Genomic DNA, 18,626 nt, shown 5'->3' with positions numbered 1-18,626 from the left:
TCTCTTGCCGGTTTGCCTCCACCCGAATGGCCAGTTGACCAAACAACCGGAAGGATCTGGTAGAATCGCGCTGCTCAATCACTCCGCTACGGGCCGACCACTGAATGTACATGGACCAGGACTTCGACCAACTCGCCACTGAACCACCCACCGCTGCGGGCCGCAACCCGGAGCAGGTTCTGCACGAGGTCTTTGGCTACGAGAGTTTCCGGCCCCTGCAAGGGGATATTGTCCGGGAAGTGGTCAACGGCGGTGATGCCCTTGTGTTAATGCCCACCGGAGGTGGCAAATCACTGTGTTACCAGGTGCCCGCTCTGGTTCGGCCCGGCACTGCCATTGTTATCTCACCGCTGATCGCTCTTATGCAGGATCAGGTTGCAGCGCTGCGGGAACTTGGAGTGAAAGCGGCGTTTCTGAATTCCACCATGGATTTCGAACAGGCCCGTGCCACCGAATACGCCTTGGCGACCGGGGAGCTGGACCTGCTCTATTGCGCGCCGGAACGGCTGATCCAGCCGCGAACGATTGAACTGCTGCATAACGCATCCCTGTCGCTGTTTGCCATCGACGAGGCGCACTGCGTTTCCCAATGGGGGCATGATTTCCGGTCGGACTACCTTCAGCTCAGCATGTTGGCTCAGGAATTTCCCGGTATCCCCCGTATCGCGCTGACGGCGACCGCCGACGAGCGTACCCGAAAAGAGATTGCGGAAAGGCTGTCGCTGACTAACGCCCGGCATTTCATCAGTGGCTTCGACCGCCCCAATATTCAGTATCGGATTACGCCAAAGACAAATGCAAACAAGCAGTTGCTGGATTTTATTAAAGCGGAACATGAAGGCGACTGCGGTATTGTCTATTGCCTGTCCCGAAACAAGGTAGATGCCACCGCCCAATTACTGAGCAGCAAGGGCTATACCGCGCTGCCCTACCATGCCGGCCTGAGCGCTGAAGACCGGGCCCGCAACCAGGAACGGTTTCTTCGGGAAGACGGCGTTATTGTGGTGGCAACCATTGCCTTTGGCATGGGCATCGATAAACCCGATGTGCGTTTTGTTGCCCATCTGGACCTCCCCAAAAGCCTCGAAGCCTACTACCAGGAAACCGGGCGGGCCGGCCGGGATGGCAAACCTTCCACGGCCTGGATGGTGTATGGGCTGCAGGATGTGATCAAACTCCGGCAGATGCTGGAAGCCTCTCAGGGCAATGATCAGTTCAAGCGCGTTGAGCGACAAAAGCTGGATGCCATGCTTGGGCTGTGCGAGGTCACCCAGTGCCGGCGCCAGGTGTTGTTGCACTATTTCGGCGACAACCTGGAGACTCCCTGCGGAAACTGCGATACCTGCCTGAACCCACCGGAAACCTGGGATGGCACGGTGGCGGTGCAGAAGGCCCTGTCCTGCGTCTACCGCACCGGCCAGCGTTTTGGCGTTAACTATGTCATTGATGTGCTTCGCGGCTCAGAGAATGAGCGAATCCTGCAATCCGGCCATCAGGCGATCACCACCTATGGCATCGGTCAGGAACTGTCAGCAAACGAATGGAAATCGGTATTCCGGCAACTGGTGGCGAACGGCTACCTGCGGGCCGATCCAGAGGGCTATGGCGCACTTCAGCTAACCGAGCGCTGCCGGCCGCTACTCAAGGGTGAACAGGCGATTGAGCTTCGGAAAGACCCGGTTGCTCGCAAAGCCGCTGGCGGTAAATCATCAACCAGCCGCCGTAGCGGCCAGAATGTGCGGGATCAGATTACCGACCACGCCGGATGGGATGCGTTGCGGGCCTGCCGCAAAGAGCTGGCGGACAAACAGGGCGTGCCGCCCTACGTAATCTTCCACGACACCACCCTGTTCGACATGCTTGAACGCCGCCCTTCCACCCTGGAGGAGCTCGCCGAGGTCAGCGGCGTGGGCGCCGCCAAGCTGGAAAAGTATGGCGACGTCTTCCTTCAGGCGCTACGCTCTATCAATCCTGAGGCTTGAACCCCTTCTTGCGCACCCGGTAATGGGCAATGGAGGTGGCAACGTGGTTGCCTTCTTCATCTCTCAGAATGCCTTCCAGAGTGAATTTCGCCCTACCGGTGGCGTCTGCATCGGCGAGGATGGCAGCCACCGCCTCAGGTGGCAGTTCAAATTCCACGGTCACATCAGAATTGGCCGGCTGCAGAAACTCCAGAGTCATTTCCTTCAGGATGGGCGTGTAGGCAGGGCCAAGGTCGAACAGGGTTAACACTCCACCGGGAATCTCCGCCACCAGGAAATAGGCGCCGGCATACAGGCTGCCAAAGTGGTTTTTGTTGCCCTTCAGGCGTACTCGGGCTTTGACGTAGCCGGGGCGAAGCTCCTCAACACTGAAGTGATTACGGGGCGCAAACGGTATCGCCATACCAATAATTCGGTTCACCGCCGCATAACTGCCGGTCTTTTTGAGCCATTCCAGTGGTTGTAGCAGAGTCGCCTTGGGGTCGCTGGAGCTTACCCATTGGCCAGCGGTGCCAATCAGAGAATCAATAAGAGCCATAAAGCCATATCCTGAAGTGCTGCAGAAAACGCGATCTTTACAGCCAGATAAGGCTACTTCAAGAATCTTTTACAGTTTTTTTGAAACCTGTACGTTTCGATTAACGCTTTCTGATCTAAGCTGTAGCCAATGTCTGTAACGTTACCGTTGCTTGCAGCCGGATAACAGGGAAAGGGCACGCAGTTGTACACATTTAATAAAATGGTAACGCGCTTCTGGCCAGCTCTGGCTCTGGCGGCGTGCTTTCAGGTTCAGCCAGCGGCTGCGTCAGAACCCGAAACGGTTCTCACCCGGGACTACATACTCTGGTATCGCAACTACGATAACCCGGCCATTCGTAACCTGGTTGAACTCGCCCTGCACAAAACCTCAGAGTACGGTGAGTTCCAGATCATCCGCAGTGAAGAAATAAGCCAGGGGCGCGCCCTTCGGGAATTGGCCAACCCTCAGAGCCGGATTCTCGACATTGCTAACGTGGCGACGTCGGAGGAACGGGAGACGTTTCTCAACGCCATTCCGGTGCCTGTGGACGGCGGATTGCTCGGGTTCAGAGTATGCCTGGTGTTGCCGGAACAGCTCAGCCTGTTTGAGGGGGTGTCCAGCCTGGACGACCTGCGCAAGCGAGATATCCGTATTGGCCAGGGCGCACACTGGCCAGACACGCCTATTCTCGAAGCTAACGGCATTACCGTGATCACCCATACCCGCTATGAAATACTCTTTGGTATGCTTCGCAATAAACGCTTCGACTGTTACGCCCGCGGTGTGAGCGAAGTTCTGTTCGACCTCGAGCATAACAAAGCCGACGACCTCGTAATCGAACCAAACATCCTGCTGGCCTACACCATGCCATCCTACCTTTTTGTGGCCCCGGACGATCACGAAACCGCGCAACGCCTGCAACTGGGTCTGGAGCGAGCGATCTTGGACGGCAGCTTCGCGGTGTATCTGAAAAACTGGTTTGGCAGAGCGGTATCATCACTGGGCCTTGATCGGCGTACAGTAATCACGTTGGAGAATCCGTATCTTAGTGAAGAATCCAGATATGTCGGGCGTCGAACCCTGGAAAACCTGGAGCGCCGCGTTGAGCTACTGAGTGTCGGAGACTAGCGGGCCATCCCTGGCCGCCACGAATTACACCCGGAAACGGGTTACCTTGTCATTCAGCACACTGCCGATAGTCTCGATGTGGCCACTGTAAACATCGTTCTCGCTGGCCGCCTTGGCCGCTTCCTGGCCCTGGTCAGCAATGCGGGTGATGGACGCATTCAACTCTTCGGTCACCGATGTCTGCTCCTCGGAGGCCGTGGCGATCTGTGAGGTCATCTGACTGATGGCGGTAATCGCCTCTACAATCCGGTTCAGAGACTCCATCGCATCCTGCGCTTTTTCCATACTCACGTTGGATACCGCCGTAGAGGCTTTCATAACGTCTACCGCATCGTTGGCACCTTTCTGCAGCCGCTCGATCATGTTGTTGATTTCTTCGGTGGAAGACTGGGTACGCTGAGCGAGATTCCGAACCTCATCGGCCACCACCGCAAATCCGCGTCCCGCATCCCCTGCCCGCGCCGCCTCAATGGCCGCGTTCAGTGCCAGCAGGTTGGTCTGCTCGGCAATACCCTGAATCACTTCCAGTACGGTCGTAATCGACGAAACATCCTTGCCAAGGGTGTCGATCACCTCAGCGGCAGCGTTAATCTCACCGACGAGCTTCTGCACCGCATCCCGGGACGAAGTGACAGTCTCCAGGGAACCGCGACTTTCCTGGTCCGCATTCTCGGCGGCTTCCGCGGTTTGCTGGGCATTCTGGGCAATCTCACCAGCCGCCGCCGACATTTCGTTGATTGCCGTGGCGATCATATCGATCTCGTGCTGCTGGTTTTCAACGCTGGAACGGCTGTCGCTGGAGGTCTGCCGGAGTGATTTTACGTTTTCCTCCAGCTCGTCACTGCCCTCTTTCACTTCTTTCACAACCTGCTGGATATTCTCAACAAAGCTGTTGAAGCTGCGCGCCAATTGACCAAACTCATCAGAGGCTGAGTCATCGAGACGCTTGGTAAGGTCTGCATCTCCAGAGGCAATTCGTGACATGGCGCCATTCAGTCTGCGAACCGGCGCAAGCAGGAAACGGATCGCAAAGTAGAGCACGATCAACGCAACAATCAGCCCAACCCCGGCGATGACCAGGCCCATGGTCCGAGCCTCGACAATGGGCGCGCTGATCAGGTTCTCATTCACGAACGTGGCAAGGTACCAGTCCACGGCCCGGGCTTCGCTGATGGGATGGAAACTGACGCTCCACTCGGCACCATCGCTCTCAAAACCTTGCAGGGAACCGTCCAGAACCGGCTGCTGGCCGATCATACCGCTGATGTTCTTGCCAACAATCTCGCTGTTGGGATGAAACAGAACCGTGCCGGCATTGTTGATTAATGCCGCATAGCCTGTATCGGCCAACGTAATGGTCGACAACATCCGGTCGATCGTGTTCAGGCTGATATCCATGCCGGCCACGCCAACATAGTTCCCCCGCCTGATAGGCGCCATTGCGGAGATAATGGTCTCATCTGAGGTGGCATCCAGATACGGATCGGTAAAAGATGCCTGCCCCAAACGCTGGGCTTTCTGGTACCAGGGGCGAACCCGGGGATCATAATCGGCTGGAAGCGTGGCCTCCACCTCGGCACTTCGCATCAGCATGCGACCATCTTCGGTGCCAGCATACACATCCTTGATGTTACCGCCTTCCGTCATCGCCTCCATGAGAACGCGGGCATTATCGTCGTTGCCGGTACGTTCCAGTGCCTTCGCCGTCGCTTCCGCCATATCCAGGCGGGTATTGAGCCAATCGGCAATACTCGACGTACTCTGCGCCACCGCATCGCTCATCAACGCGTTGACGTAGCGGTCTGTCGTCGAGCGAAGCCGAATATCGTTGGATATTGTCAGGGCGCCCATAATCAGCACGATCAGGGACCCAATTGCTATGAGCAATTTCTGAGCAAATGATAGGTTCAAGCTGACGGCCTCCAGTCAGGGTTAAAACAAATTGCTTTTATCGTTTAGTGTAGTCGAAACATACTTACTAACGGCAGATGCTGCGAAGTCTTGAACACTCTTTGCTAGAATGCTGAGATCAAAGCACATTCACCAGTTAGACCGGGGAGAACCCTATGGCTCACGAAGAGCTCCACCTGAATCTGCGTAACCTGACACTGGACGACTACGCCCAGCTGCAAGAGCTAATGGATCGGGTTTACGACGATATCGGTGGCGCGTGGCCGAAAGACACCATCAAGGCACTGGTAGAACAGTTCCCGGATGGCCAGATCTGTATTGAAGACAGCGGCCAGCTGATAGCCGTGGCCCTCACGGTTTGCGTGAAATACGAAAGGTTCAGCAACCCTCATGCCTACGACGACCTTATTCTGCGGAACGAGAAGATCTGGCACAACCCGAATGGCGATTCGCTTTACGGCCTGGATGTGTTCATAGACCCGGAATACCGTGGCTATCGACTGGGCCGCCGTCTGTATGAGGCCAGAAAAGAGCTTTGCCGCTCCATGAATCTGCGAGCCATCCTCGCGGGCGGCCGTATTCCCAATTACTTCAAGTATTCTGAGCAATACACCCCGGAAGAATACATCCAGAGAGTGGATCGCAAAGAAATCTACGATCCGATCCTGACATTCCAACTCTCCAACGATTTCCAGGTCACCCGGCTGATGCACAAATACCTGCCGGAAGACCAGAAATCCCTGGGCTACGCCACGCTGCTGGAATGGCGAAACATTCTTTACACGCCGCCGTCTCCCGTACTGAGCGTCAAAAAAACCCAGGTGCGTATGGGTGCGGTGCAGTGGCAGATGCGGGAATTCACCTCGGTGGAAGAAGTGCTCAAGCAGGTTGAGTACTTTGTGGATGCACTGTCGGACTACAAAAGTGACTTCGCCCTGTTCCCGGAGTTTTTTAACGCCCCGCTGATGGGCCTGACCGACCAGATGGATCAGACCCGGGCCATTCGGTTCCTGGCCGGTTTCACCGAACAGTTCCGTAACGAAATGTCGGAAATGGCCGTGAGTTACAACATCAACATCATCACCGGCTCCATGCCGCTGATTGAAGACGACCGGGTCTACAACGTCTCGTACCTGTGCCATCGGGATGGCCGTGTGGACGAGCAGCGCAAGGTGCACATCACGCCCCACGAACGCCGCGACTGGGTTATTGAGGGTGGTGATAAATTCCAGGTGTTCGATACCGATGCCGGCCGTGTCGCCATCATGATCTGCTACGACATCGAATTTCCGGAACTGGGCCGTATCGCCGCCAGCCAGGATGTGGACATTATCTGCGTACCCTTCTGGACCGATACCAAAAACGGCTATCTGCGCGTGCGCCATTGTGCCCAGGCCCGGGCCATCGAAAACGAATGCTACGTGGTGATTACCGGCAGTGTCGGCAACCTGCCGAAGGTGGAAAACCTCGATGTTCAGTATGCCCAGTCTTCGGTATTCTCTCCGTCGGATTTTGCCTTCCCGCATGACGCAGTGATGGCAGAAACCACACCAAACACCGAAATGATCATGTTTTCAGACATGGATCTGGAAAAGCTCAAGCTGGTCAGAAACGAAGGTTCTGTCACTAACCTGAAGGATCGCCGTGTCGACCTTTACGAGCTGAAAACCCGTTAATGGGCAGATTTGGCCCCGCATAGGGGGCCAAATCCTGATTATTTCCATGAACGGGCTACGGTAGATGGCTGACGGCATTGCCAAAAGTTTCTGGCCCGTCTATTGTTTAATAAATGTTCAGAATATCTGGCCGATCTCAATAGCAGAGCAAGCGTTCCATGAACGAAGAACTACCGGACCTGGTCGCACGTTTCCGAATTCGACACGGCATTTTCCGTAAGGAAACCGTAGAAGCGCGACTTTATGAACTCGACAGCTACGGCTGCGTGATGAAAACGGACAAATTGTTTGAACCCGGAGATACCGTGGTTCTCGATCTTGTGATGGATATGCCGTTTGAAGAAATCCGTGCTGAAGGCCTGACCGGCCTGGTCACCGAGAAGAGAAAACACTGTAGCAACTTCTTCTACTCCATTGATTTTGTTGAGTTAAGCACCCAATACGAATCACCGCTTTCCGATAAACTGAGGCGTATAAGAGAAGTTGTTCTCAAGAAACAGAGTCTGAAATCCCGGCGCGGGTCCAGTCCCGCTTCCGGTATGCGACAGATGGCCTGATACCCGTTCACTTCACCTGCACTTCCCTTCCGTAAGGAGACACTCCATGGCAAAGAAAGCCAAACCAAGCGTTGATAAGATCGTCAAGAAAGTAAACAAAGAGTTCGAGAAAACATCCTCCCAGATTGAAGGGCTGATTAACGACGCCCTCAAGCAGTTCGACAATCTGCAGAACCAGGTTCAGGAACCGGTGCGCAAGCTGCTCAAAGACATGGATGAGCTGCGTGACCGTGAAATGAAGCGCTTCAACGACGAATTTGAACGCCGCATGAACGAGTTCCATGAACTGCAGTCGGCGTTGCTGGAGCGCCTGGGTATCGCGTCCAAGGAAAGTGGCAAGTCCGCTTCCAAGCCCAGCGCGTCAACCAAGAAGGCCAGTGGCACCAAAAAAGCAGCTCCTGCGAAGAAAGCCACCGCTGCCAAGCCCGCCGCCAAGAAAGCGAGCACCGCCAAGCCCAAAACCGCAGCTCCGAAAAAAGCGGCCAAGCCGGTAGACAAGTCTGATCTTACTCGTGTGAAGGGCATTGGCCCGGCAACCGCGAAGAAAATGAAAGAGGCTGGCATTACCTCCATTGAGCAGATTGCCAATCCCAGTGATGCTGACAAGCAGAAACTGGAGGCGTTCAAGAGCCTGAAAGGGTTCAGTGAGCTGTCTGCCGAAGCGAAAAAGGTGCTCTGAAACCTGTTTCGCAGGTAAGTGCCTTGTAATCAAGGGTAGGCCAGCGGCCTACCCTTGATTACATCTGGCCAGTGCCCGTTCCAGGCTTTCCAGTTCGCGCTCCGGGGTAAACGTGGACGCAAGAGCGGTTACCTTCGACCGCAATTCCGCGAGAAATTCCGCGTCGGTTTCCGCACGCAACATCAGCCTCGCTAAAGCCTCATCGTCTTTGACCGGGAAATAGCCAGGATAGTCATCGCCCAGCAAACCACGGTTGCCGGGAATGTCCGACGCCAGAATTGGCAAACCCGCCCGGCAGGCTTCCGACACGACATTCGCCCCACCCTCCATAACGGAACTGATCACCATGAGATTGCTCACGGCCATCAGGTGCTCCAGCTTTGGCTTGTCCAGTTCTCCCAGATAATGAAACCGAGGGTTGGACCGGCTCTCTTCCAGCGCCTTTACTCGCCACTCCTCGTTGTGGGCCTTACCGGCGCAGGAAACCACAATGCGGGATTGCTCTGGCAGGTGATAGCAGGCCCAGGCCGCACGCAAAGAATCCTTTTCATCACGGAGATGGCCAATAACGCACACGTGGAACTGGTCTTTCTCTGCCCGGGCGCTGCCAGCGACTGGTGGTTTGGGCGCGGATTGCCGCAGGCACAGCAACTTGTCGTGATGGCGTTCGGGAATATCCTCGGCCACCAGGTCATGCAGACCAATCAACAGATCGGCGGCGTCCATGGAGGCCCGTGTGATGTCCGGAAACTCGTGCTGAAAGCGGTAAATGTCGGTGCCGGTCAGCACCACAATCAAGGGTTTCCCCGGCCACACCTGCCGGTAATGCTTTACGGCTTCAGCGCTTCGCCAGGCGTGCAAGGCTATCAGGCAGTCTGTTTCCTGGCCCTCGTATTGCGTCACCACTTCCACCTGATGATTGGCTGATTCCAGCAACATCTGCCAGCGTAGTGCGGTGGCCCGATTACCTGCTTTTGAGTCCGGGCCAGCCGGAGTTACTATGGTCAGTCGCATGGCGCTCACTTGTCAGGATCTTGAAAAATTGTGCATGTGGCATTGCACCAGGTAAAGCCTTGCCTCGTATACCGGTTCAGACTTGATAGAAATCACGGTATCCTGACTGGGTTTTCAAGTACATGGCAACGTTTTTCACCAAACCCCACCTCGCAAAGGAATGATTCATTATGGCAATCAGCAACCTCAGAAAATGGCTGGCTACGGGCTTGCTCTCCCTGGCAGCCGCAACCACCGTTCAGGCAGACACTTTCGTGTTCACCGCCATTCCGGATGAAGATGAAACCAAACTGGTCGAGCGCTTTCGTGGCGTGGCTGACTATCTTCAGGAGCAGCTGGATGTTGAGGTGCGTTACATCCCGGTGAAATCCTACGCCGCTGCGGTCTCCGCCTTCCGCAATAATCAGGTACAACTGGCGTGGTTTGGCGGCTTGTCTGGTGTTCAGGCCCGCCGACTGGTTCCGGGTTCCGAAGCTATTGCCCAGGGGGTTGAAGATGAAGCCTTCGAGACCTATTTCATCGCCAACACCAGCACTGGAATCCAGCCGGCCGACAGCCTGGATGAGCTGGAAGACGAGCTGCGCGGCAAAACCTTTACCTTCGGTTCCAAAGGCTCTACCTCGGGCCGCCTGATGCCGGAATTCTACATTCGGGATGTCTTCAACGAAGCGCCGGATTCCCTGTTCTCCCGCGTTGGCTTCAGTGGCAACCATACCCGCACTCTGCGCCTGGTCGAGGCTGGAACCTATGAAGTGGGCGCCCTGAACTTCCAGGTTTGGGAAAAGGAATTGGAAAACGGCAACATCGATACCGATTCCGTTCAGGTGATCTGGAAAACCCCCACCTACCCGGACTACCAGTGGACCATCCGTGGTGATGTCGACGAGCGTTTCGGCGATGGCTTCAAGCAAAAGGTGACCGAAGCCCTGCTGAACCTGGACGATCCCGCCTTGCTGGAGAGCTTCCCCCGCTCCGGTTTCATTCCGGCTTCCAATGACGACTACGAGCCCATTCGTGCGACGGCGGAAAACATCGGAATTCTCGATTGATGTCAGGCTTTGATTTCAACGGCCTGACCGCCAGTTTCGACGGAGAGCGGGTTATCGGCCCGCTCTCCTTCCGAATCAACGAAGGCGAACACGTTGGCCTGGTTGGCAAGAGCGGTGCCGGCAAATCCACCCTAATTCGCCTGCTGTACGATCGGCTCGATGGCAAGGCTTCGCTGGTGCCTCAGGGCCTGGGATTGGTCAATGCGCTCCCCGTCTTCCACAATGTGTTTATGGGGCAACTTGACCAGCATGGCACCTGGTACAACACCGTCACGCTGATCCGGCCATTCCGGCGGGACAAAGACGCCATCCGGGCGTTACTGACCGAACTGGGCATACCGGAAAAACTCTGGATTCCGGCGGCGGCGCTGTCTGGTGGGCAACGGCAACGGGTGGCCATTGCGCGGGCGCTTTATCGGCAGGCACCGACGCTGTTGGCGGATGAGCCCATTTCCGCCCTGGACGGGCCAATGGCTCAGCAGGTGATGACCATGCTTACCAATCAATTCACGACCAGTATTGTTGCGCTGCATGATGTGGAGATGGCACTGGCACACTGTACCCGCATCATCGGTATTCAGGATGGCCAGATTGCCCTGGACCAGCCTGCCAGCGAGCTGACAGCCGCTGACATTTCCGTTCTCTACTGACAGGCACCCACTCTCAGCATGTTCGCCTACCCAACCGTACGAGCCAGCTTTATTTTTCTTGCCGTTGCGCTGCTCGGGCTGCTGGTTGCGGACATTGCCATTACCACAGCCAACCCCTGGCAGGATCTTGGCCGCTTCTTTCTGGGCGTGGCCACACCCAATTTTTTCAGTACCGAAGGCTTGCTCACTGCCCTGCTGCGGACCGTAGCTTTTGCCTTCGTGGGCGTAACTCTCGGGAGTATCTGCGGCTTCCTGCTGGCGCTGGTGTACCGCTTTCTGCCAGTACGAATCTTCTGCGCCTTTATCCGTGCCATCCATGAGCTGTTCTGGGCGCTGATCTTTCTTCAGTTTTTCGGTTTCCACCCGCTCACGGGTGTGCTGGCCATTGCCATTCCCTATTCCGGCATCTTCGCCAAGGTCTATTCGGAAATCCTGGAAGAGGCAGACCCGGAACCGGGCCGTCTGCTGCCACCGGGAACCTCATCCATTGCCGCCTTTCTGTATGCCCGTATCCCCGATTGCTGGGTTCAGATGCGCACCTATACGGCCTACCGGCTCGAGTGTGGTCTGCGCTCCTCTGCCATCCTGGGCTTTGTGGGGCTTCCGACTCTGGGTTTCTACCTGGAATCCTCATTCTCCCAGGGTCTGTACTCAGATGCCGGCGCCATGCTGATTCTGTTCTATGTGCTGATCGCCACCATGCCCTTATGGGTTCGCCCCAAACTACTGCCGATCTATATTCTTGCAGCGCCTTTTTTTCTTGGGGACGGTCTGCCCATTGTCTGGGGCAACGTGGAACGCTTCTTTACTGAGGACATCATTCCTTCACCCATCCGGGATGGCGAAGGGCTTGCGGCTATCTGGGCGTGGTTATCCGATGTGTTGATAACGGAAGCTTTGCCAGGCATCTGGAACACCGTGGTATTGACGCAGATAGCGCTGGTGGCCACCGGCATTCTGTCCCTGCTGGCCTTCCCCCTGATCTCGAATCATTTCGGTGGCCCTGTGCGGCGTACCTCCGGGCATGTGTTTCTGGTGATCGCCCGTTCGACACCGGAATACATTCTTGCTTATATTCTGCTACAGCTGTGGGGGCCTTCCATGCTGCCGGCCGTGGTGGCGCTGGCCCTGCACAACGGTGGCATTATCGGCCACCTGATTGGCCGGCAGACCAACACCATTCACCTGCGCCCGGACGCTCCGGTGGGTTTTTCCCGCTACAGCTGGGAACTGGTGCCCCGCATCTACCGCTCATTCCTGGCATTCCTGTTCTACCGCTGGGAAATCATCATGCGCGAAACGGCGATACTGGGCATCCTTGGTATCTACACTCTCGGCTTTTACGTCGACAGTGCCATTCAGAATATTCGTTTTGATCGTGCCATGGTGCTGATTTTGATTACCGCCCTGCTGAACATCGGTGTCGACGCCCTGGGCCGTTTCATTCGTCGCAAACTGGCCCTTCAGACCATGCCCACCTGCTGACCCCCTGGGACTGGCATCACATTTTTCAAAGCTAAACCGGGCTTCAGTGCCATTTTCGGGGTTTGCCCACTGCCCTACCGGTTACACAACGTTACAATCACCCAGTGATTCAGCTTGTCGCTCCGTTTTCAGAGGAATACCACGATGGTCAATGGATTGGTCACAATGACAGAACTGGGGCTGATTGCCCTGCTGGCGCTGTTAGCCGCGCGGGTGATTACCCTGTCGCGGACAGAATCCTTTGTTCCTGCCGGTGCCGCAGGCGCCGAGCCGCAAGCCGATAATTCCGGGAGTTCCGCGCGCAGGATCGCCAGTTCGGGCAAAGAAGCGGGTCACTATAAAGGCATGACGACACCGGATCGAACTGAACTCTTCACCCAATTGCACATTTTGGCGGGATTGCAGGAGCGGGATTGCCGGGTGAAAGGCCTGGAACTGTCAGAATCGCCAGAGGCGGTTCGTACTTATGCTGCCGCCTGGCTCTACGGTGCCAGCTGCGCCCTGAGCCCGAAACCCGTTCGCCACTCAGAGGCGCTGGCAGGTATGGTTGCGGGCATTGTCAGCCGGAAGACAGGTATTCGGCAGCCGGAGGCGCTGCAGGCCATTTCGACGCTTACCGGTAGCAGCGTTCTGATGGCCTGTTACCGTGCCGGGCTGGAAGGTGCGGAATTCTGGCAAGCAAACCATTATGTGCCTGCCAACTCAAGCCTCTACGAGGCGGTGACCAGTAACGCGTTTATTTAGCGGTTTCCAGAGTCCAGTCGCTGCCCAGGTTAACGGTCTCCCGGCAGGAATCATCGTTGGCAGGTGAGCCGGTAATGACAGGTTTGGTGAATTCGCCATCATCGGTGTAAGCCATGGACTCCACATCCACCGCCCGCACTACCCAGGACTGGCCATTGGCTGAAACCGTAGCCCGGTGGGTCAGCCCGAACACGAAGCGACAGTAATCCAGCTTGAGCTGAACGAGATCCTGCTCGGCCTTGCGGATTTTGCGCAATAGCACCTTCTGAACACTTTCCCCGTAATCCATCACTGTTCCCTGGAAGTCATCGAAATTTGACGGGATTTAACTATTTCTCAGCCCGGAACACCAGTGCCCAGGGCACATTTTCCAATACTTTCTGGCCATCTTGCAGGTCAATGCGCCAGATCATCTCCGCGCCCGTGGTGCAAAACGGAGCCGTAAAGGTTGCCTGATAGCTCAGGGGCTCCTGGCGCTCCATGGGCACCGGATATTCGCCCATATACATGGATTGCCCTCTTAATACCGCCAGAAAGCGGTCCGGCGCTTCCGGTACGGTAATCGCCAGCCGATATTCCATGCCCTGATCGCCTTCTTCGAGCGTGCTGAGTTCCACTCGCCAGGCGCCTTCGTCGGTCTCCCAGGTGCAGGCGCGGGAAAGCAGGTCGCATTCTGGCCGTTCCTCAGCGGTGCCGGCGGTTTCCAGCCACTGTGGGCCAAACGCCAGAGCCCCAATTGCAGCCAACACTAAACCCAGAACCATGATGGTTCGTACCATACCCTGCCTCACAACCAGATCTTAAACCGGCATTATGGGGATAATTCCCGACATAGCAAAGGTTTCTAAACTGCTGCCAGCATGAGAAAATGTGCGGCTTTCTGGTCTACCACCAACAGAACAGGACACGCCCGTGCAACCGGACATATCCGTTAAGCACCTGAACAAGATCTACGAAGATGGCTTCCAGGCCCTCAAAGACGTCAACCTGGAAATCTACCCCGGCGAGATCTTCGCGCTGCTCGGCCCCAACGGTGCTGGTAAAACTACCCTGATCTCTATCATCTGCGGCATCGTCAACAAGAGCGATGGCGAAGTAAAAGCCGCCGGTCACGACATCGTAAAGCAATACCGCAAAGCCCGGGAGGCTATCGGTCTCGTGCCCCAGGAGCTCAATACCGACTCCTTTGAAACCGTTTGGGACGCGGTATCCTTCAGTCGCGGCCTGTTCGGCAAAGCACCCAAGCCTGCCCATATCGAAAAGGTTCTGAAAGACCTCTCCCTCTGGGACAAGCGCAACAACCGCATCATGTCACTGTCTGGCGGTATGAAACGCCGGGTGATGATCGCCAAGGCGCTGTCCCACGAACCGCGCATTCTGTTCCTGGATGAACCTACCGCCGGAGTGGATGTCGAGCTACGGCGTGACATGTGGGAGATGGTGCGCAAACTCCGCGAGAACGGCACCACCATCATTCTGACCACCCACTACATTGAAGAAGCGGAAGAAATGGCCGACCGCATCGGCGTTATCCGCCAGGGCGAGATCATTCTTGTGGAAGACAAGAACCGCCTGATGTCCAAGCTGGGCAAGAAAGAACTTCGCCTGCAGCTTCAGCAAAAACTGGATAAGCTGCCCGGGGAACTCACCCTGGAGCCAATCGAACTTTCGGAAGACGGCTACGAGCTGATCTATACCTTCGACTCTCAGCAACAACAGGCCGGCGTGGCCCGACTGCTACGCACCCTGGGAGATCTGGACATTGAGTACCGTGATCTGCAAACCCGGGAGAGTTCCCTGGAAGAGATATTCGTGGGCCTGGTGCACGAGTAGCCACCCGCCCGAACGGTCCGCACGGAGAGAACAATGAATCTTTACGGTGTTAAAGCAATCTACAAGTTCGAGATGGCACGCATGAAACGCACGGTCATGCAAAGCGTGCTGTCGCCCGTTATCTCCACCTGCCTGTACTTCGTGGTATTCGGCTCGGCCATCGGATCCCGCATGGGCGACATCGACAACATCAGCTACGGGGCCTACATTATTCCCGGCCTGGTGATGCTGTCACTGCTGATGCAGAGCATCTCCAACGCCTCCTTCGGCATCTACATGCCGAAATTCTCCGGTACCATCTATGAAGTGCTGTCTGCGCCGGTATCCTACGTAGAAATCGTGCTGGGTTATGTGGGAGCCGCAACCACCAAGGCCGTGATATTGGGTCTGATCATTCTGGCCACCGCGAAGCTGTTCGTTGACTACTCAATACTCCATCCTTTCTGGATGTTTTCGTTCCTGGTGCTTACAGCCATGACCTTCAGCCTGTTCGGCTTCATCATCGGTATCTGGGCGGATGGCTTCGAGAAGCTGCAGATTGTGCCAATGATGATTGTGACGCCACTGGTGTTCCTGGGCGGCACCTTCTATTCCATCGAGATGCTGCCCGAGATCTGGCAAACCATCAGCCTTTTTAATCCGGTGGTGTACCTGATCAGCGGCTTCCGGTGGGCCTTCTATGGGGTTTCCGATGTGCACGTGGGCATTAGTGTAGGCATGACCATGGTATTCCTGACCATGTGTATGACCGCCGTCTGGTGGATCTTCAAAACCGGCTACCGTCTGCGTTCATGATGACTCGTTTTTTCTCCCTGCTGGTTGTGAGTACCCTGCTTGCAAGCTGTGGCTCGGCAGGGGCCAAAGATTCCGGGCACCTCCCGGTGGCCCAGGCCTGTTTCGTCACAGAGACAGCGCGACATCCAGTGGTGCTGGAAGTGGCGAGTGACAGCAAAGACCGACAGAAAGGCCTGATGGGCCGGGAAGCTCTGGCAGAAAACGCCGGCATGCTGTTCATCTACGATTATGAGAGAAGCCCGGAGCAAGGCTTCTGGATGTACCAGACCCTTCTACCGCTGGATATTGCCTTTCTGGACAACGAGGGCGTGATCGTCAGCATTCGCCAGATGCACCCTTGTGCATCATCTCGTAGCAACGATTGCCCCAGCTACCCCGCAGGCGTCTCCTACTGGCGCGCCGTGGAAATGAACGCGGGTTATTTCAACAGCCGGCAAATCGAAGCAGGAGACCGACTGGTCCGAGACCAGCCGGCCTTCTGCAACCGCTGATTACTTGTGTTGCCAGTCTGGGTCCCGCTTATCCAGAAACGCAGAAATACCCTCCCGGGCATCGTTCGCTTGCATGTTGTCCGCCATCACATTCGCCGTGTAGTCATAGGCATGGGCCAGCGGCATTTCCAGCTGCTTGTAGAACGCCTCTTTACCAATTTTCAGGGTATGCCCGGACTTTGCTGCGATGGTGGTTGCCATGCCGTACACGGTCTCATCCAGAGCTTCCGGCTCGACCGCTCGATTAATCAGCCCGATCTGTTCTGCCCGGGCCGCATCAATCAACTCACCGGTCAAGAGCATCTCCATGGCATGCTTGCGGCTGACATTGCGGGACAGAGCCACCATGGGCGTTGAGCAGAACAGGCCAATGTTCACACCTGGCGTAGCAAAACGGGCCCCCTTCTCGGCCACGGCCAGATCGCAACTGGCCACCAGCTGACAACCAGCGGCCGTCGCTACGCCAGCGACGCGGGCAATCACCGGTTTGGGCAGGTTCACAATCTGCTGCATCACCTTGCTGCATTGCCGGAAAAGCCGCAACTGGAAATCGTGGCTGTCGAACTGCTCGCGCATTTCACGAAGATCGTGTCCGGCACAGAACACCTTGCCGGCAGCAGCAAGTACCACCACGCGCACATTACCGTCCCCGGCAATCTGCTCAAGTACCTCTGAAAGCGCTTCCAGCAAGGCCATCGAAAGACTGTTACGCCGCTCCGGTTGGTTCAGGGTTACTGTGGCCACGCCGTTTTCAGCGTGCAGTCGCACCAGTTCATCAGATGCCGCCGTCATACAACACTCCCCTTGGTTTTTATCGGATATTTCTTGGTGTCAGTATTCCCAAGGCCGCCGCCTATGTCGAACCGACCTTCGGCGTATGGTTGCAATGCCAGGAAATGCCCTCAGGGTAATAACATGTACCCGACACAGGAGGTGATGCATGTCTCGCTCAACATTGCTCAAAGCCGTTGTTGGTCTTGCCATTATCGTTGGCGGTATCGTCGTGATTATCAAGGATGAACCGGCCGCCCCCACCGGCGACATCAACAGCATTGAGCCCCTGCCAGAACAGGACAGCCCGGATCGTTAGCCTCTGGGTATGTCCGTTTTTTTTACAATGCAGCTGATCAAATACCACCCAGTCGCAAAGGTGACACTCCTTTCATATTGTTAAAAGGGCAGTTTTTAAGATCAGGCACTCCCGTTGCTGATTGTCTCCCGGAGCTCAGGGATTACACCTTCGAGCGACGGTAAACAAATGACGAAGCCCACAGGGAGTGTCACCAATGAATAAGAAACTATTGATCGCCAGCGCCGCCGTGGCCCTGTTTGCCGCAGGCTCCGCCCAGGCCGCGGTGATTCAGCTAACCGGTGTTAGCGGAATCTGGACCGCCACCAATCCCGTAAGCCCGGCCGTATCGGGTGGTGGAACCAATGAAATCCGTTGGGGAACACCGGCCATTTTCGGAGGACAGCAGAGTGGTTACCGTTTCGACGGCTCAGCGCCCCCAGCCGTCAACGTCAATGAGAACGTTGACTTCAACCTGGGTACCTTCACCCACTACAACTGGCCCATCTTCGAACCGTCACTGAATACTGCCCAACTGACCGTCGAAACCAACCTGACCATTGACGGAATGGCAGAAACCATTTACTCCGTGTTTGAGTTCGAGCATTGGGAAACCCCGAATGCAGGACCTTGCCCAAACAACTCGATTCCCGGGTTGAATGCCAACGGCTGTGGAGACCGGGTCACATTCGCGCTTAACGTCGGCGCCTCTGACTCCTTCCTGATCGATGGCGTTAACTACTTTGTAGATATCTCAGGCTTTTTCTACAACGGTGCATTGGCTAGTGAATTCTGGACCAAGGAACAGAACGATAACGATGCCACACTAAAAGGTGTGATTACCTCCCGGCCGGTTTCCGTGCCAGAACCCTCTACACTTGCCCTGCTTGGCCTGGGCCTGGTTGGCCTCGTTGCGCGCCGTCGCGCAAAGCAGTCCGTCTGAGCCTAAAGTGCCATTCCACCAGCCCCTCCCGCACGAAACGTGCGGCGGGGCTGGTGTCTCCCCGGATGTAAAATCCTGTGTTATGCGGACATTACATACT

20 protein-coding genes are annotated in these 18,626 nt (G+C 56.0%); 14 read left to right on the top strand and 6 right to left on the bottom strand.

From position 1 onward, the window contains the following. The first annotated feature begins 104 nt into the window (after positions 1-104). Complete coding sequence (gene recQ, locus Q674_RS40540; protein ID WP_031210562.1) at positions 105-1,982, top strand: DNA helicase RecQ; 1,878 nt, start codon at positions 105-107, stop codon at positions 1,980-1,982. On the opposite strand, the gene Q674_RS40535 is transcribed toward recQ, so the two are convergent. Then, positions 1,966-2,520: a YiiD C-terminal domain-containing protein gene (locus Q674_RS40535; RefSeq protein WP_023010197.1), complete on the bottom strand. Its 555-nt coding sequence runs from the start codon at positions 2,518-2,520 to the stop codon at positions 1,966-1,968. The two genes, recQ and Q674_RS40535, sit on opposite strands and share 17 nt — an antisense overlap. A 201-nt stretch (positions 2,521-2,721) precedes the next feature. Between Q674_RS40535 and Q674_RS40530 the strand changes: the two genes are divergently transcribed. Further along, complete coding sequence (locus Q674_RS40530) at positions 2,722-3,630, top strand: transporter substrate-binding domain-containing protein (RefSeq protein WP_023010196.1); 909 nt, start codon at positions 2,722-2,724, stop codon at positions 3,628-3,630. Between the two features lie 24 nt (positions 3,631-3,654). Here Q674_RS40530 and Q674_RS40525 read toward each other — a convergent pair whose 3' ends face one another. Beyond that, entirely contained in the window at positions 3,655-5,541 is a 1,887-nt protein-coding gene (locus Q674_RS40525) for a methyl-accepting chemotaxis protein (protein WP_023010195.1), read from the bottom strand. 155 nt (positions 5,542-5,696) lie between these two features. Between Q674_RS40525 and Q674_RS40520 the strand changes: the two genes are divergently transcribed. The 3 genes from Q674_RS40520 to Q674_RS40510 all read left to right on the top strand — a co-directional run bounded on the left by Q674_RS40520 (position 5,697) and on the right by Q674_RS40510 (position 8,453). Next, complete coding sequence (locus Q674_RS40520; RefSeq protein WP_023010194.1) at positions 5,697-7,217, top strand: bifunctional GNAT family N-acetyltransferase/carbon-nitrogen hydrolase family protein; 1,521 nt, start codon at positions 5,697-5,699, stop codon at positions 7,215-7,217. 158 nt (positions 7,218-7,375) lie between these two features. Then, positions 7,376-7,774 carry a hypothetical protein gene (locus Q674_RS40515; RefSeq protein ID WP_023010193.1) on the top strand — a complete coding sequence of 133 codons (399 nt, stop codon included), beginning with the start codon at positions 7,376-7,378 and terminating at the stop codon, positions 7,772-7,774. Between the two features lie 46 nt (positions 7,775-7,820). After that, positions 7,821-8,453: a helix-hairpin-helix domain-containing protein gene (locus Q674_RS40510; protein WP_023010192.1), complete on the top strand. Its 633-nt coding sequence runs from the start codon at positions 7,821-7,823 to the stop codon at positions 8,451-8,453. A 48-nt stretch (positions 8,454-8,501) separates the two neighbouring features. Here Q674_RS40510 and senB read toward each other — a convergent pair whose 3' ends face one another. Then, positions 8,502-9,467: a selenoneine biosynthesis selenosugar synthase SenB gene (gene senB, locus Q674_RS40505; RefSeq protein WP_031210560.1), complete on the bottom strand. Its 966-nt coding sequence runs from the start codon at positions 9,465-9,467 to the stop codon at positions 8,502-8,504. A 170-nt stretch (positions 9,468-9,637) separates the two neighbouring features. Between senB and Q674_RS40500 the strand changes: the two genes are divergently transcribed. The 4 genes from Q674_RS40500 (at position 9,638) to Q674_RS40485 (ending at position 13,395) form a co-directional block, all read left to right on the top strand. Continuing rightward, entirely contained in the window at positions 9,638-10,516 is an 879-nt protein-coding gene (locus Q674_RS40500) for a putative selenate ABC transporter substrate-binding protein (RefSeq protein ID WP_023010190.1), read from the top strand. Next, complete coding sequence (locus Q674_RS40495) at positions 10,516-11,166, top strand: phosphonate ABC transporter ATP-binding protein (RefSeq protein WP_023010189.1); 651 nt, start codon at positions 10,516-10,518, stop codon at positions 11,164-11,166. The genes Q674_RS40500 and Q674_RS40495 overlap by 1 nt, the downstream gene beginning before the upstream one ends. 18 nt (positions 11,167-11,184) lie before the next feature. Then, positions 11,185-12,651 (top strand): PhnE/PtxC family ABC transporter permease, encoded by a 1,467-nt coding sequence (locus Q674_RS40490; RefSeq protein ID WP_023010188.1) that lies wholly within the window; start codon positions 11,185-11,187, stop codon positions 12,649-12,651. A 165-nt stretch (positions 12,652-12,816) separates the two neighbouring features. Next, a complete protein-coding gene (locus tag Q674_RS40485) occupies positions 12,817-13,395 on the top strand; it encodes a hypothetical protein (protein ID WP_227501271.1) in 579 nt (192 codons plus the stop codon). Here the strand turns inward: Q674_RS40485 and Q674_RS40480 are convergent. After that, positions 13,388-13,684 carry a hypothetical protein gene (locus tag Q674_RS40480; protein ID WP_011784937.1) on the bottom strand — a complete coding sequence of 99 codons (297 nt, stop codon included), beginning with the start codon at positions 13,682-13,684 and terminating at the stop codon, positions 13,388-13,390. The genes Q674_RS40485 and Q674_RS40480 overlap by 8 nt on opposite strands. A 40-nt stretch (positions 13,685-13,724) precedes the next feature. After that, positions 13,725-14,174, bottom strand: a complete 450-nt coding sequence (locus Q674_RS40475; protein ID WP_011784938.1) for a hypothetical protein — start codon at positions 14,172-14,174, stop codon at positions 13,725-13,727. 133 nt (positions 14,175-14,307) lie between these two features. Between Q674_RS40475 and Q674_RS40470 the strand changes: the two genes are divergently transcribed. Genes Q674_RS40470 through Q674_RS40460 form a run of 3 tightly spaced genes read left to right on the top strand, consistent with a single transcriptional unit; the run spans position 14,308 to position 16,514 of the window. Further along, entirely contained in the window at positions 14,308-15,228 is a 921-nt protein-coding gene (locus tag Q674_RS40470) for an ABC transporter ATP-binding protein (RefSeq protein WP_011784939.1), read from the top strand. A gap of 33 nt (positions 15,229-15,261) precedes the next feature. Beyond that, the gene (locus tag Q674_RS40465; RefSeq protein ID WP_011784940.1) at positions 15,262-16,023 is read left to right on the top strand and encodes an ABC transporter permease; all 762 of its coding nucleotides are present in this window, start codon (positions 15,262-15,264) and stop codon (positions 16,021-16,023) included. Next, entirely contained in the window at positions 16,020-16,514 is a 495-nt protein-coding gene (locus Q674_RS40460; RefSeq protein WP_011784941.1) for a DUF192 domain-containing protein, read from the top strand. The genes Q674_RS40465 and Q674_RS40460 overlap by 4 nt, the downstream gene beginning before the upstream one ends. Here the strand turns inward: Q674_RS40460 and Q674_RS40455 are convergent, their stop codons facing one another. Then, a complete protein-coding gene (locus tag Q674_RS40455) occupies positions 16,515-17,306 on the bottom strand; it encodes an enoyl-CoA hydratase (RefSeq protein ID WP_023010186.1) in 792 nt (263 codons plus the stop codon). 148 nt (positions 17,307-17,454) lie between these two features. Here Q674_RS40455 and Q674_RS41375 point away from each other — a divergent pair, with 148 nt between their 5' ends. Both Q674_RS41375 and Q674_RS40450 read left to right on the top strand, forming a co-directional pair. Beyond that, positions 17,455-17,604: a hypothetical protein gene (locus Q674_RS41375; RefSeq protein WP_014421453.1), complete on the top strand. Its 150-nt coding sequence runs from the start codon at positions 17,455-17,457 to the stop codon at positions 17,602-17,604. A 196-nt stretch (positions 17,605-17,800) separates the two neighbouring features. Continuing rightward, complete coding sequence (locus Q674_RS40450) at positions 17,801-18,526, top strand: THxN family PEP-CTERM protein (RefSeq protein WP_014421451.1); 726 nt, start codon at positions 17,801-17,803, stop codon at positions 18,524-18,526. The last annotated feature ends 100 nt before the right edge of the window (positions 18,527-18,626 follow it).

This window comes from Marinobacter sp. EVN1, assembly GCF_000475375.1.
Classification (GTDB): domain Bacteria; phylum Pseudomonadota; class Gammaproteobacteria; order Pseudomonadales; family Oleiphilaceae; genus Marinobacter; species Marinobacter nauticus.
The sequence above is the reverse complement of the archived record's forward strand: the minus strand, read 5'-3'. Positions and strand labels throughout refer to the sequence as shown.